Below are 13,195 nucleotides of genomic sequence, written 5' to 3' on the forward strand. Positions count from 1 at the left end.
GCGCGCCTGCGTCGCACCATCTCCAGCCGATTGGTTGCCGGCTCTGGCCGGTTGGCGGATTCCTCCGGCACGCCCGCCCGGTCAGGCTTGCTCGCACAGTCAAACGAGAGGGAACCGACGATGCAGGCTTGGAGTCGTTCATCCGCCGCTTCCGGTCTGGCATTGATGAGTGCCGTCGCCATCGTCGCGACGACGCCTCCGGTGTTCTCCGGCACCGACCTGCATGCGGCTGGGCTGCCAGGGGTGCTGACCGTTCGGACTGCCACCGTCGAACTGGCGGCTCTGGCCGACATCACGATCAAGGGCATCACTGATGCCTACGTCAGCGGGTGGGGCGGCTACATCGGCCCGGCCAACGGCAAGCCGGACAAGTACTACCCCAACATCAACCCCACCGGGAGCAGTCCGGTCTACGTGTCCGGACTCTCCGGTGTCGCGTACTACGTCATCGACGAGGCCCTCGATCAGTTCGGCAAGGTCGATCTCGACAACTACTTCTTCGAAGCCGGCGCCTACTACGGCGCCGGAAAAAACACCGCAGGCAGCGCCGTGGGTGCCTTGATCTACGTCGGCGCCAGCGAGTTGTTCGGCACCGCGTCGCCCATCGCGCAACTGGCCAAGTCAGTTTTCTACTACGGAGTGCCCAACCTCGTCCGGGCGACTATCACGCAGCTCGCGACACTGATACCCCCTACGAAGATCGGACCCGTCAAGGTCGGCGGCGGAATCTTGGCCAGCCTCTACTTCACCGGCCAGACTCCCGACGGAAAGTACAGCTTCGGCACACCTGGACTGTCCGCCGTCCTCGGATACATCACAACATCAATCTCCGACGCTCTACCCAAAGGCGCCGCCGCCGCGAGTGCCGTCGGGGTCAATCATCCTGCAGCGCAGGCCGACAACGGCGCGGTCTCATCGCCGCCCAGTGCCGGCCCCGCCACGAAGTCGACTCAGGACGAACACGGCGACACTTCCGACATAGCCAAGGGATCAGGCAACCGCACACACGGTTCCACTGGAGAACTGGCCGCACCGGCCACCAGTTCGGCCGCAGTGATCCCGTCGAAGGCACCGACCGGCGGCAAGGTCAGTGCCTCCACGTCATTCCCTGCCACTCATGCCGACACTAGCGACACCGAAGGCACGTCCGAAAGCGAGATCTCACACTCCACGCCGTCGCCGAAGGGCCGTAGCGCACGCGTGGCAGACCACGCCGCGGCCGGGAGTCTTGACAACAAATCCGAAAGCACCTCGACCGCCGCCGGCGCGCACGCCGACACTCACGACGGTCAGCACACCGGCGATTCCGGCAAGAAGGACTGACAGCGGGCCATCTCCTCTCAGCGCAGTGCCTCGGATCCTCCGAGGGTGATCGTCAACAAAATGGGGGTTCAACAGATGGTCTTGCCCAAATTGAATCCCGGCGCCATCGGCCGGGCGTCGACGCTGACGCAGCTCACCCGTGCGGCGATCGCACCGCTACGGACCTCGAATCGCGAGATCCGTACGCTCGAGAAGCTCACCCGCGCTGCGCTATTCATGCCCCTCTACGTTCCGGTGGCGCTCCTCCTGAGGGCGGCCGCATACGTCGGCGTGGCTGTGGTCGCTACAGCCCGCACCTCGTTCGGCGCTACAATGACATGCCGGCTCACCGATCTCATCGGCTGGTACGTCTGGCTTTTCGGCGAATGGGAACCCGACCTGACACGATTCGTGTCCAGCCGTCTGAGCGGGGGTGACGTCTTCGTCGACGTCGGTGCCAACGCCGGCTACTACTCCCTGCTCGCCGCCCGCCATGTGGGCGCCGACGGTGGCGTTGTGGCAGTGGAGGCGTCCCCCGCAGTCTTCGCCGAGCTATGCGACAACGTGACGGCCAACCGGCTCACCGATCGGATCCGGCTGGTGAATGCTGCCGCGAGTGCGGCATCGGGCACTCTGACGATCTATGCCGGCCCAAACCATAACCTGGGTATGTCGACAACGGTCCCCACACGAAAGCTGCGGGCCGAGGCGACGATCGACGCGCACCGGCTCGACGAGATGCTGTCTGCCTCGGAGATTGCGTCGGCACGGATAATCAAGATTGACGTCGAAGGCGCCGAACCTGACGTCCTGGCGGGTATGACCACGATGATCCCGCTGCTACGTGCCGATGCCGAGATCGTCGTCGAGCTGTCCCCCCGGTGGTGGCCTCGGCGCGGCAGAAATCCCGCAGCCATCTTGAAGCCCTTCCTCGACAGTGGCTTTCACATGTACGCGATGGGTAACGACTACTCACCGTGGCGCTACCTGTGGCTCGACGACGCATCCTACGCGGTCCGGATTCGTGGGACCATCGATCGTCGGACACGACGCCTCGACCTTGTGCTGTCCCGTCGTGACGCCGACCGGTTACCGATGGTCGCATCCGTCGCAAGCCGAGACGAACGATCTCACCGCGCGCGGGTGTCCGACGTTTGAGCACATAGCCGGCTAGTACAACACCTTGCGAATGTTGTCCTCGCAGTAGCGTTCTTCGAGTTCGGCCTCGGACCAGTCGTGCCGCAATGCCTTGGCCATCTGGGCGACGCTGGGCAGCGCGGTCGGATTCCAGGTCTCCGGCTTCCAGGTGTCCGAGCGCAGGAATGCCTTGGAGCAGTGGAAGAACACCTCGTCGATGGCGACCTCCAACGCCAGCAGCGGCCGCTTACCGTTGACCGCCATGGCATCGAAGTAGTCGGCGTCGGCCAGGATTCGGCCCTTGCCGTTGATCCGCAGCGTATCGCCGCGACCCGGGATCACGAAGAGGGTTCCGATGCCGGGACGCTGCAGCACGTTGAGATACCCGTCGACGCGCTTGTTGCCCGGCCGATCCGGGATGGCGATGGTGCTGTCGTCGATCACGTGGACGAAGCCCGCCGGATCACCCTTCGGCGAAATATCAACGCGGCCTTGCGCATCGGTGGTCGCCACAAACGCCAGCGGTGAATGCGCCAACCAGTCCCGTTGCACTGGCGAGAGCCGGTCTTTGACCTTGTTCGCCACGTAGTGGTCGGGTTCGCCCACGATCGCCCGGAGTTCGGCGACGGTCGTCACTTCACGGTGCATCGCCTCAGTATCCTCCACCGCACCGGTCAGCGGACGCCTTCCTTGGCGTACACCACGCGCAGCACATGGCCGACCTCCGGCCCCATCACCAGAGCAGCCAGCTCACAGAATGTCGCGACGAAGCCCGGACCGTGGGCGGGACCCTGCGGGGTCAGATGGTGGGCGATCTCATGCAGCAACACCAGCTCGCGCATGGCCCAGTCGGCGGCCGAGCGGTCGGGAACGGCGATAACGCCTGTGCCGTCCGCGCTTTCGTAGTGGGCGGCGGTTGCGGCGCGGCGAGGACGCACACGCAGCGGTCCCGGGGCGGGCCATCGTGCGGTCACCGCGGGCAGCGCGAGTACCTCGTCGACGTAACGCTGCACCGACGGCATCGAGGCGAACCGTCCTTCCGGGGGCAGGGTGAGCTGCGTGCCGAAGAAGTCGATGGTGCGTGAACTGTGTTGGGCGGCACGGTCGAAGAGTGTCCGGACGAACTCTTCGGCCGCGTAGACGCGGGAGCGCTGACTGTCGCGCGCCGTCACCGCGGCAGCCGGGTCCGCGCCCCCGGCAACTCGGGGCTGGAGCCCAGCCTGGCCTGCTTGCCTGCGCGGTCACCGGCGCGGCGGGCTGCCGACGAGTACCCTGCCGAGGCACGGCTGGCCTGCCAGGTGCCGCGCGCCTTGGACGTCTGGCGGTAGTGCTCGCGCAGTTCGAGTTCTTTGTTGCGCAGTGCCACAGCGGTTCCCGGCGCGGTCGCGCGATCCCGGGTGGCGTCCTGGCGGGCCTCTTCCCGCGCCTGTGCCAGCCGCTGGGCGACGCGTGCACCGAATGCCAGTTGGAAATTCAGCCGTGCGGTGATCGTGGGCGTCGGCTTGTGCGCACCGGTGGCCAGGTAGGCGTCACAGCTGCGCACCATCTGCACCACGAGGCTCGCGTACAGGGCGTGGCTGGCGTCGATGTCCTCGGCGAACCCGTAGGCGTAGACGAAGGCCGAGTTCGAGGCGACATCGCACTGCACATCGTTGGCCGCGGCGATGCCGGCGAACAGCTGCACATAGGTGCGCAGACCGCGGGCGCCCGGTTCGCCGATGGTGATCGTGCGCTGGGTCGGCGCCTGCGCGGCACTGCGGGTGGCCGAATGCGACCGTGCCACGGCCAGATCGATCGATGTGGCGGTGGCCAGCCGCTGGGCGGCGGCCATGAATGCCTCCGCCTCGTGTGCGTTGTCCGTGCCCTCGGCCTGGCGCAGCAGCGCGGCGATGCGCGACAGCATCTTGTCGTCGGTCACGCTTGGCAACCTAGCCGAGCGTCACGACATAGGTGTGCCCGTACCGGAGTCAACTGTTGATGAACCCGTTCAGCGCCGCGGTCAGCTGCGGGGACAGCGGGCCCGGCTTCGAGTAGTTGGCGACGTTGTCGCTTGGGTCGTCGCGCAGCACGTGGTTGACGCCCTTGAGCGCGACCAGCGACAACGACGTGTGCTCCAGTGCGTCGGCGAGCGGAGTGATGTCCGCGCAGTTGGCCTGACCGTCGGAGTCCGAGCAGGTGAGCAACACCGGGGTGGCGGCAGGGATGGCGGCCGCCAGTTTCAGCGGGTCGATAGCGTCGGACTCGACGACAGCTTTGACGTTGCCGGGGTTCAGGATCGCGCTCAAACCGTCGGGGAGTTTGGCGGGCACGGTGGTCGTCTTACGCGCCTGCTCGACGGCGGCGGTCCACGCGGCGATCGTCTGGTCCGCCTGCTGCTGGTTCTTCTGGCCTGCCTTGACGGCGGCCGCAACATCGGCCCTGACCCGGTTGGTGATCAGGTCGAGGTAGCGGCCCGCCAGCGGCTGCAGCAGACCTACGGAGTGGATCTTGGGGGCACCGGCGGAGGTGTCGTCGGCCAGCGTCATCGCATGCACGGTTCCTTCGCCGAGGCCGTACACCGAGATGTGGTTCTTGTCGGTGGCGGCCTCGCTGGCCAGGAACCGCACCGCGGCCTTCGCCCCGGTGGTGTAGACGGCGCTGCCGACGTCGGCCGGGTGGTCGGCGTACGGTCCCAGGCCGGTCTTCCCGGTGCCGACCTTGTCGTAGCGCAGCGAGGCCACTCCGTGGTCGGACAGGTATTCGGCGAGCTGACGCATGTTTCCGATCGGCCCGGCGACGTTGTTGTCGCCGTTGCGGTCGGTGCGTCCGCTCTCCGAGATCAGCAGGGCCGCGGGTGCTTGCTTGTCACCGTGCTGGTGGCGGTAGGTGCCGTGCACGGTCAGCCCGCCGGCGTCGAACGTCACCTCGTCTTCGACCCAGGCGTTGGCCGACTGGCTGTTCGACGAGCACCCGGCGACCAGCAACACTGCCATGGCCGCAAGGGCGAGGCGACGGCGCAGACTCACAGCCTGGCTTCGATCCAGGCGGTCACGTCGTCGAGCACCAGATCGCGCTCGGGCTCGTTGAACACCTCGTGATAGAGCTCCGGATACACCTTGCGGTTCACGTCGGTCGAGCCGACACACTCGACCAGCCGTTCGCTACCGGCGGCGGGAACCAGGCGGTCGGCGCCGCCGTGGACGACGAGAAGGGGTGCGGTGAGTCGGCGCGCCCGCTGCGGCATAGTCTCTCCGACCTTCAGCAGCGCTTTGGCGATGCCGGCGGGAACCTTGCCGTGCCACACCAGCGGATCGGCGTTGTAGGCGGCCACCACCGCGGGGTCGCGGGAGACTGCGCTGGCGTCGAGCTCCTCGACCGGCAGGTTCGGCAGTAGCGAGCCGACCGCCTTGCCCAGAAATGCTTTGACCGGCGGTACGCCGACGTTGGCGGCGACCGCGGGCCCGGACAGCACCATCAGGTCGAAGTCTCCCGGGTGCTCCACCCCATAGGTGAAGACGATGCCGCCACCCATGCTGTGCCCCAGCACGATGCGCGGCAGGTCCGGATGCTCGGCGGCGGCGATCTTGACCAGGGTGTCGAAATCCCCGGTGTACTCGTCGATGCTGCGCACCATCACCCGCTTGCCGCCGGAACGGCCGTGCCCGCGGTGATCGAGGGCGTAGGTGATCAGCCCGGCCTGGCCGAACCGCTCGGCGACGTGGTGGTAGCGGCCGGCGTGTTCACCGAGGCCGTGTGAGAGCACGACCACGCCGCGCGGTTCGGTGTCCGGTGTCCACACGTCGTAGACGATGCGGACGCCCCCGACGCCGTCGAACGTCCGCTCGGTACGTGTTGTGACCATCAGGGGAGCGTAACGGGGTGCTCTCGCGCACGCCGGTTCCGGCTGTCGGTGCTCGTGCGTAAGCTCGGCACGGTGAGCGTGCTCGCCCATAATCTCGACGACGGGCTGGACCCCGGCCGGGGCGATTTCCTGGCTCAGGCCGAGCCGTACCGGCGGGAACTGCTGGCCCACTGCTACCGGATGACCGGCTCGCTGCACGACGCCGAGGATCTGGTGCAGGAGACGTTCCTGCGCGCGTGGAAGTCGTATGACCGCTTCGAAGGCAAGTCTTCGGTCCGCACCTGGTTGCACCGTATCGCCACCAACACCTCGTTGACGGCGCTGGAGGGCAGGCAGCGGCGGCCGTTGCCGACCGGACTCGGTGCACCGAGCTCCAATCCGAACGACGATCTCGTCGAGCGTGCCGAGGTGCCCTGGCTGGAGCCACTGCCCGATTCGCTGTACGACGACCCGGCCGATCCGTCGGTGATCGTCGGGTCCCGGGAATCGGTCCGGCTGGCGTTCGTGGCGGCGCTCCAACACCTGTCCCCGCGTCAGCGCGCCGTGCTGGTGCTGCGGGATGTGCTGCAATGGCGGGCCGCCGAGGTCGCTGACGCCCTCGACACCTCGGTGGCAGCCGTCAACAGCCTGTTGCAGCGGGCGCGCGCCCAGCTCGAGGCCGTCGGGCCCAGCCAGGACGACGAACTGTCGCCGCCGGAGTCCGATGAGGCGCGCGAAAAGCTGGCCCACTACATCTCGGCGTTCGAGGATTACGACATCGATCGGCTGGTGAAAATGTTCACCGCCGAAGCGATCTGGGAGATGCCGCCGTTCGACGGCTGGTATCAGGGTGGCCCGGTCATCGGGGCGCTCATCCACCAGAACTGCCCCGCGGAGAAAGCCGGCGACATGCGGCTGCTCCCGCTGACCGCCAACGGCCAGCCGGCCGCGGCGATGTACATGCGGCTACCGGAGACCGGCGGCAGGCATGTGCCGTTCCAGCTGCACGTCCTCGATATGCGCGCCGACGGCGTCTCGCACGTGGTGGCGTTCCTGGATACCAGCTTGTTCGCGAAATTCGGCCTGCCGGAAGTGCTTTAGCTCTCCGACCGTGGCACACCGTGGCCGCTACAGCCCCAGCGAATTCTGGGCTTGTCGCAATGTGGTCGCCGACGCCTGCAGCCCGAGAAGTTCGGAAACCGCGAGCGGAGCCTGCAAGACCTCGCCCGCACCGGCAGCTGAGACGACGGTGGGCAATGACAGTGCCACATCGGTGATTTCGTACGCACCGTGCTGGACGGTGGAGATCGGCAGCACCCGGTGCTGGTCCCCGAGCACCGCTTCGATGATGCGCGCTGTGGACAGGCCGATCGCCAGATTGGTCGCGCCCTTGCCTTCGATGATCTCGTACGCGGCGTTGACCACCGCAGCCGAGATCTCGGTCTGGGTCGCCTCATCGAAAATCACCGCGCCGCCGGCGCGAAACTGCGCGGCAGGCACCCCGCCGATCGAGACGCCCGACCAGAGCGAAATCTCGGAGTCGCCGTGCTCACCGACGATGAACCCGTGTACGTTGCCGACAGCAAGATCCGCCCGCTGAGCGATCAGATACCGAAATCGGCTGCTGTCCAACACAGTTCCCGATCCGAAGATGCGTCCGGCCGGCGCGTCGACGGATCGTGCGGCGGCGTAGGTGACGACGTCGACCGGGTTCGTGACGAACACGATCACCGCGTGCGGGGAGAACTCCAATAACTGCGGTGTGAGCTCTTGCGCCATCGCCACATTCGTGGCGGCCAGGTCCAGCCGGCTCTGCCCGGGATGTTGCTTGGCTCCGGCGGTGACCACGACGACCGCGGACCCGGCAGTGACGTCGATCTGATCGGAGCCTGTCACCGTGCAATGCGGAACGAACTGGCTGCCGTGGTTGAGGTCGAGGACCTCGGCCCGCACCTTCTTCGGGTTGGTGTCATAGAGCGCCAAAACGCCTGCCGATCCGCGGATCAGGCAGGCGTAGGCGATAGCGGTTCCGACGCTGCCGGCCCCGATGATGGCGACCTTGCGGTTCCGGTGTACGAACACCTCACCATCATCGGGCACGGCGCGCGGCCCTGTGCGGTCAGTCGATACCGACGATTTCCTGAGCGATGGCGGCCACCCTGGTCTGGGCGGCCGAGACCAGCCGCTGACGATTCTTGTTGGCCTCTTCGTAGGCGATGATCGCCCGGATGTCGGCCGCGTCCTCGAGTTCCTTCACCGCTGCAACGGCCTCGTTGAGGTTCAACTCGTCGTAACCGGCGATCGGCAGTTCCTCCGGCGAGAGGATGCCGGTGGAGCTGCGCAGCGAGTGGATCGCATCCGCAGCGCCGTCGGCGCCTTCGCGGCGGGCCACCTTCTCGGCGGACTCCAGCGCCGCATCCCGGGCGCCGGCCGCGGCCTTGACGGCAACCTCACCGGCGTGGGCGCCGCGGTTGACCAGCTGGTCCATTGCGGGGCGGGTGTTGCGCAGCGCCTCCAGCGCGCGGTCGATACCGCGAGCCGACGAGATCATCGGCCAGTTGGCCACCCGAACGGTCAGGCCGGTCAGGATCTGCAACGGCGTGCGCCGCAGGGCTGCCGGGCCGCCGAGCGCGTCCTCGGCCAGCACGGTGGTCAGCCAGTCGACGGTCGCGGAGTGCGCGGTGATCAGTCGGTTGGCCAGGCTTTCGATGTCGGGCTTGCGAGCAGCCACGGCCAGCGCCTTGATGTAGCGGGCGCGGTCGAGCAGTTGGCCCTCGAGCGCGAGATCACCCAGCAGAGCTTCGTCGAACGGCTGCGCCTGCTCGGTCAGCGCTTTGACGGCCGCGGCGGCGCGTCCGAAGAACGGGCCGATGACGTCCGGGAATCCGCCGAGGTCGCGGATCGCGCTCTCGATGGCTTCCGCCCGTTCGCGGCCGTTGGCCGCATTCTGGGTGAGCTCGGTGCGCACCGCGTCGGTGCGAGCCTGGGTCACCCTGGTCTCGGCGATCTGAACTTCCGTGTTGGTCAGATCGAGAATGGCCCGCAGCTGGGCGAGCAGAGTAGTGGTATCGGGTTGGGTCATTGTGTTTCTCCCCTAGTGCGTTGACGGATTTGTGCCGGCGCGGGGTTTTGCACCTCGTAATGGCCTCTACCCGATCCCCCCGGTCGGTATGCGCGTTGGGCGCGGGTCGACAGGTTTCTGCAAGCCATCTCACACTTTTGAGACCCGCTGGCCACACCGGCACCACCGGCCACCAGCAATTTCCAAAACCGTCAATTCCCTTGGCAATTCATCCGCCCGCAATGGCGCGTTTGCCCGAGTCACAGTTCGATAACACCGTTCGTCACAATCAGTTAAGAGATCGCCGCGCCCGTTAAGACTTCTCAGAGAGCGCGCAGCGTCCGTGACGCGATATCGCTCTCTTTGAGAGGCATGTCACCGGGTTGGCCTGTAACGCTTCGCAATTCGGCTATCTCCCGGCCGCTGCGCACGGGTTTGCCGCAAAACCTCATGGGTACTTTGGGTTTCAGGAAGGGGGAACCAATCACCATGTTGGAGAGAGAAGTGATCATGAAGTTCAGCGGTATCGCGTCAAGCAAGAGGGTCGCGGCCGTGGGTACCGGTTTGCTCATGGGGGGCATGGCGGTGGCCACGATGGCTGCACCGATGGCCTCGGCAGCACCGGATTGCAGCAGTGCCGGCGTCGCCAGCACCGTCAGCTCGGTGACCGGTTCGGCGCACCAGTACCTGGCCGGACACCCCGGCGCCAATCAGGTTCTGACAGCGGCCTACAACCAGCCCCGCCCGCAGGCCGAAGCCAATGTGCGCGGGTACTTCACCGCCAATCCCGGGGAGTACTACGACCTGCGCGGCATCCTGGCCCCGATCGGTGACACCCAGCGCGCGTGCAACGTCACGGTGCTGCCGCCGGATCTGGCGTCGGCCTACGACATGTTCATGGCCGGCTGATTGATATCGAGACAGAACTCAGAGCGAGAATTTTGTGAAAAACTCGCTCTGAGTTCTGAATCGATGCGACAACTAGGTGCTCTCGAGCCGGTCCAGCGCAGCGGTGATCACCGCGTCGAAGGCGCGTAGTTGCGTCGGCGTCATTCCCTCGAAGAGCACCGACCGCACCAGCGCGACGTGGTCGGGTGCCGCCGCGCGCAGGGCGTCCATGCCGTCTGCGGTGATCTCGACACTGGCGCCCCGGCGGTCCTGTTCGGTGTTGTGACGCTCGATCAGTCCCCTGCCCCGCATCCGCGCGAGGTGATGCGAAAGCCGGCTCTGCTCCCAGTCCAGCGCCTCGGCCAGTTCGAGCACCCGGGCCGGGCCTCGCTCGGAAAGCGTCACCAACACCTCGTAATCGGCGAGCGACAGCCCACACCGCGCCTGCAGCTGGCGGTTCATCGCGGCTTGCAGACGGCCGTTCAGCGCCAGGTAGTTGCGCCAGATTCGCTGCTGGTCGCGGGTCAACCAGCGCTGAGCCATACCGCTCACCCTACCGGAATACGTGACACGTCATCCATGTTGTCGCATGCAAGCCTGCCACCTAGGCTGGCAACGACCCAAGGGGTGATGACATGGCCGCAACCGTCGACATCAGACGTGCCGCCGACCGCGCTGCGACGAAGATCAGCTGGCTGGACTCGAAGCACTCGTTTTCGTTCGGGCACCACTACGACTCCGACAACACTCACCACGGCCTGCTGCTGGTGAACAACGACGACATCGTCAAGCCCGGCATGGGATTTGACACTCATCCCCACCGCGACATGGAGATCGTCACCTGGGTGCTGCAGGGATCCCTCGTCCACCAGGACTCCACCGGGCACTCCGGGGTGATCTACCCGGGGTTGGCGCAGCGGATGTCGGCGGGCCGCGGGATCCTGCACTCGGAGAAGAACGACTCCTGGACCCTTACCGGCGACGAAAACCACAGTGAGCCGGTGCATTTCGTACAGATGTGGGTGGTGCCCGACGAATCGGGAATCGATCCGGGCTATCAGCAACTGGAGATCGACGACGAGCTGCTGCGTGGCGGCCTGGTGACGATCGCCTCCGGAATGCCTGAGCACAATGGCCAGAGCGCGATCGCGATCCGCAACCGATATGCGGCACTGCACGGCGCCCGGCTGCAGCCCGGTGAGGCCGTCGAGCTGCCCGAGGCTCCTTACCTGCACCTGTTCGTCCCGCGCGGCGAGGTGACGCTCGAAGGCGCAGGCGAGTTGCACGAAGGCGATGCGGTGCGGTTCACCGCCGCCGGCGGTCAGCGGGTCACCGCCACCGCACCGTCAGAGATCCTCGTGTGGGAGATGCATGCCGGGCTGGCGGGCTAAGGCGGCCTGCGCGGCGGCCGCGGCGCTGACGGCGGCGTGTGGACATTCCGCGCCGCCGGCTCCCCCGGCCTCGGCTCCCACCGGACTGGCACCGGTCGTCGTCACCGTGCCGGCCGGACTCGACACCGCGCCGTTCGACACGCCGCGCCGGGCCCTCGTCCCGCCGGGCTGGACCATGTCGGTGTGGGCTCGGGTGCCGCGGGTCAGATTGGCGGCGTGGGCACCGGACGGGGCATTGCTGGTGTCGGTGCCCGCGGCGGGCCAAGTACTGCGCCTGGCGCCTGGCCAGGCTCAACCACAGAGCACAGTCTTGCTCGACGGGCTGGACCAGCCGCATGGCCTCGCCTTCGATCGCGGCACGCTGTATGTGGCCGAGAGCGACCAGGTGGACGCCTTCGACTATCACGGCACCCGGGCCGACGGCCCTCGCGTCGTCGCCGACGGGTTGCCCGATGCCCGCAGTCCGGATCTCGGTGGGGCGTACGCCCATGCCCTCAAGAGTGTGGCTGTCGGCCGCGACGGGGCGGTCTATTTCTCGATCGGCTCCACCGGCAACATCACCGCGGACGACCGGACGGCGCAACCGCCGCGAGCCACGATCATGCGGGTCCCGCCCGGGGGCGGTCCGGCGGCGCCCTTCGCCACAGGCGTGCGCAACGGGACCGGCCTCGCCACCGCACCGGACGGAGCGGTGTGGACCGCGGTCAACAATCGCGACCAGGTTGCCGACCCGCGGCCAGGACCGTCGTACTCGAAAGTCACCGAGTACGTCAACGACCACCCGCCGGAGTCGGTGGCGCGGCTGACGCCCGGACGCGAATTGGGTTGGCCCTATTGCAATCCCGACGCCGACGGGCGGCCGTATGCGCGCGACGTCCAGACCAACGCCGACGGAAGCAACCTCGATTGCGCGGCTCTGCCGCCCGTGGAGCAGACTCTCGGCGCGCACTCCGCGCCGTTGGGATTGAGTTTCACCGAGGGATCGTTGCCCGCTCCATACGACTCCGGCGCCCTGGTCGGGGTGCACGGCTCGTGGAACCGTACCCCGCCCAGAGCGCCGGAGGTCTCGTTCTTCGCTTGGCGCGCAGGATCTTTGGGTCCTCAGCAGACCCTGGTCGGAGGATTTCAGAGCCAGGACGGGACGCGCTGGGGGCGTCCCGTGGCTGCTGTCGCGGGCCCGGACGGCGCGGTGTACATCACCGACGACTACGCCGGCGCGGTGTACCGGCTCGCGCCGCCGGGCCGCTGACCTCTTAGTGGTGAACTCGGTTGCTGCGTCCGGTGACCGCGACGTAGATCGCGATCAGCACTGCGGCGACGACGATGCCGACCAGGAAGGGGATGATCGCGAACCCGCCGTTGGAGTTCGAGTATCCGACCTGATAGGAGATCCAGGAGCCCAGGAAGGACCCGACCGCGCCGAGCAGGATGGTCATGATGATGCCGATGTTCTGCTTACCCGGCATAACAAGTCGCGCCAGCGCGCCGACGATCAGTCCGACGACGATGGCTCCGATAATCGTTCCGATCATTGCTGCTCCTCATGATGTTCCGGCGGGCCCGGGCGAGCGCCGCGCGAAGGAGTAGTTCCCAACT

The 13,195-nt window shown here is 66.9% G+C and carries 15 protein-coding genes; 6 read left to right on the forward strand and 9 right to left on the reverse strand.

What is annotated here, in order from left to right; all coding sequences use genetic code 11:
• Positions 1-165: 165 nt before the first annotated feature.
• Both BST42_RS05230 and BST42_RS05235 read left to right on the forward strand, forming a co-directional pair.
• On the forward strand, positions 166-1,323 hold the full coding sequence (locus BST42_RS05230; protein WP_083117516.1) for a hypothetical protein: 1,158 nt from the start codon (positions 166-168) through the stop codon (positions 1,321-1,323).
• A 75-nt stretch (positions 1,324-1,398) separates the two neighbouring features.
• The gene (locus BST42_RS05235; RefSeq protein ID WP_165760787.1) at positions 1,399-2,460 is read left to right on the forward strand and encodes an FkbM family methyltransferase; all 1,062 of its coding nucleotides are present in this window, start codon (positions 1,399-1,401) and stop codon (positions 2,458-2,460) included.
• A gap of 12 nt (positions 2,461-2,472) precedes the next feature.
• On the opposite strand, the gene BST42_RS05240 is transcribed toward BST42_RS05235, so the two are convergent.
• From BST42_RS05240 to BST42_RS05260, 5 genes are read right to left on the reverse strand one after another with little or no spacing between them, the layout of a single operon-like run.
• Positions 2,473-3,087, reverse strand: coding sequence for a pyridoxamine 5'-phosphate oxidase family protein (locus tag BST42_RS05240; RefSeq protein ID WP_083117518.1), 615 nt, complete (start codon positions 3,085-3,087; stop codon positions 2,473-2,475).
• Between the two features lie 26 nt (positions 3,088-3,113).
• Positions 3,114-3,611, reverse strand: coding sequence for a TIGR04338 family metallohydrolase (locus BST42_RS05245; RefSeq protein WP_083117519.1), 498 nt, complete (start codon positions 3,609-3,611; stop codon positions 3,114-3,116).
• Positions 3,608-4,357 carry a DUF2786 domain-containing protein gene (locus tag BST42_RS05250; protein ID WP_083117520.1) on the reverse strand — a complete coding sequence of 250 codons (750 nt, stop codon included), beginning with the start codon at positions 4,355-4,357 and terminating at the stop codon, positions 3,608-3,610. The genes BST42_RS05245 and BST42_RS05250 overlap by 4 nt, the downstream gene beginning before the upstream one ends.
• 49 nt (positions 4,358-4,406) lie before the next feature.
• On the reverse strand, positions 4,407-5,411 hold the full coding sequence (locus BST42_RS05255) for an alpha/beta hydrolase family protein (RefSeq protein WP_083117521.1): 1,005 nt from the start codon (positions 5,409-5,411) through the stop codon (positions 4,407-4,409).
• Positions 5,412-5,440: 29 nt separating this feature from the next.
• On the reverse strand, positions 5,441-6,280 hold the full coding sequence (locus tag BST42_RS05260) for an alpha/beta hydrolase (RefSeq protein WP_083117522.1): 840 nt from the start codon (positions 6,278-6,280) through the stop codon (positions 5,441-5,443).
• Positions 6,281-6,352: 72 nt separating this feature from the next.
• Between BST42_RS05260 and BST42_RS05265 the strand changes: the two genes are divergently transcribed.
• On the forward strand, positions 6,353-7,360 hold the full coding sequence (locus tag BST42_RS05265) for a sigma-70 family RNA polymerase sigma factor (protein ID WP_237159257.1): 1,008 nt from the start codon (positions 6,353-6,355) through the stop codon (positions 7,358-7,360).
• Positions 7,361-7,387: 27 nt separating this feature from the next.
• On the opposite strand, the gene BST42_RS05270 is transcribed toward BST42_RS05265, so the two are convergent.
• Both BST42_RS05270 and BST42_RS05275 read right to left on the reverse strand, forming a co-directional pair.
• Positions 7,388-8,341, reverse strand: a complete 954-nt coding sequence (locus BST42_RS05270) for an L-lactate dehydrogenase (RefSeq protein WP_083117876.1) — start codon at positions 8,339-8,341, stop codon at positions 7,388-7,390.
• Between the two features lie 37 nt (positions 8,342-8,378).
• Positions 8,379-9,341 carry a hypothetical protein gene (locus BST42_RS05275; RefSeq protein ID WP_083117524.1) on the reverse strand — a complete coding sequence of 321 codons (963 nt, stop codon included), beginning with the start codon at positions 9,339-9,341 and terminating at the stop codon, positions 8,379-8,381.
• 489 nt (positions 9,342-9,830) lie between these two features.
• Between BST42_RS05275 and BST42_RS05280 the strand changes: the two genes are divergently transcribed.
• Positions 9,831-10,229, forward strand: coding sequence for a heme-binding protein (locus tag BST42_RS05280; RefSeq protein ID WP_083117877.1), 399 nt, complete (start codon positions 9,831-9,833; stop codon positions 10,227-10,229).
• Positions 10,230-10,301: 72 nt separating this feature from the next.
• Here the strand turns inward: BST42_RS05280 and BST42_RS05285 are convergent, their stop codons facing one another.
• Positions 10,302-10,751: a MarR family winged helix-turn-helix transcriptional regulator gene (locus tag BST42_RS05285; RefSeq protein ID WP_083117525.1), complete on the reverse strand. Its 450-nt coding sequence runs from the start codon at positions 10,749-10,751 to the stop codon at positions 10,302-10,304.
• 92 nt (positions 10,752-10,843) lie between these two features.
• Here BST42_RS05285 and BST42_RS05290 point away from each other — a divergent pair, with 92 nt between their 5' ends.
• Positions 10,844-11,599: a pirin family protein gene (locus BST42_RS05290; protein ID WP_083117526.1), complete on the forward strand. Its 756-nt coding sequence runs from the start codon at positions 10,844-10,846 to the stop codon at positions 11,597-11,599.
• Positions 11,580-12,848 (forward strand): PQQ-dependent sugar dehydrogenase, encoded by a 1,269-nt coding sequence (locus BST42_RS05295; RefSeq protein WP_110918479.1) that lies wholly within the window; start codon positions 11,580-11,582, stop codon positions 12,846-12,848. The genes BST42_RS05290 and BST42_RS05295 overlap by 20 nt, the downstream gene beginning before the upstream one ends.
• A 4-nt stretch (positions 12,849-12,852) precedes the next feature.
• On the opposite strand, the gene BST42_RS05300 is transcribed toward BST42_RS05295, so the two are convergent.
• Entirely contained in the window at positions 12,853-13,131 is a 279-nt protein-coding gene (locus tag BST42_RS05300; RefSeq protein WP_083117527.1) for a GlsB/YeaQ/YmgE family stress response membrane protein, read from the reverse strand.
• Positions 13,132-13,195 lie beyond the last annotated feature (64 nt).

This window comes from Mycolicibacterium rhodesiae (assembly GCF_002086695.1).
Lineage (GTDB): Bacteria > Actinomycetota > Actinomycetes > Mycobacteriales > Mycobacteriaceae > Mycobacterium > Mycobacterium rhodesiae.

Excerpts from the sequence above, each read along its gene's own strand:
- BST42_RS05230 (WP_083117516.1), top strand. The coding sequence starts at position 166 with ATGAGTGCCGTCGCCATCGTCGCGACGACGCCTCCGGTGTTCTCCGGC.
- BST42_RS05235 (WP_165760787.1), top strand. The coding sequence starts at position 1,399 with ATGGTCTTGCCCAAATTGAATCCCGGCGCCATCGGCCGGGCGTCGACG.
- BST42_RS05240 (WP_083117518.1), bottom strand. The coding sequence starts at position 3,087 with ATGCACCGTGAAGTGACGACCGTCGCCGAACTCCGGGCGATCGTGGGC.
- BST42_RS05255 (WP_083117521.1), bottom strand. The coding sequence starts at position 5,411 with ATGGCAGTGTTGCTGGTCGCCGGGTGCTCGTCGAACAGCCAGTCGGCC.
- BST42_RS05260 (WP_083117522.1), bottom strand. The coding sequence starts at position 6,280 with ATGGTCACAACACGTACCGAGCGGACGTTCGACGGCGTCGGGGGCGTC.
- BST42_RS05275 (WP_083117524.1), bottom strand. The coding sequence starts at position 9,341 with ATGACCCAACCCGATACCACTACTCTGCTCGCCCAGCTGCGGGCCATT.
- BST42_RS05280 (WP_083117877.1), top strand. The coding sequence starts at position 9,831 with ATGAAGTTCAGCGGTATCGCGTCAAGCAAGAGGGTCGCGGCCGTGGGT.
- BST42_RS05285 (WP_083117525.1), bottom strand. The coding sequence starts at position 10,751 with ATGGCTCAGCGCTGGTTGACCCGCGACCAGCAGCGAATCTGGCGCAAC.
- BST42_RS05290 (WP_083117526.1), top strand. The coding sequence starts at position 10,844 with ATGGCCGCAACCGTCGACATCAGACGTGCCGCCGACCGCGCTGCGACG.
- BST42_RS05295 (WP_110918479.1), top strand. The coding sequence starts at position 11,580 with ATGCCGGGCTGGCGGGCTAAGGCGGCCTGCGCGGCGGCCGCGGCGCTG.
- BST42_RS05300 (WP_083117527.1), bottom strand. The coding sequence starts at position 13,131 with ATGATCGGAACGATTATCGGAGCCATCGTCGTCGGACTGATCGTCGGC.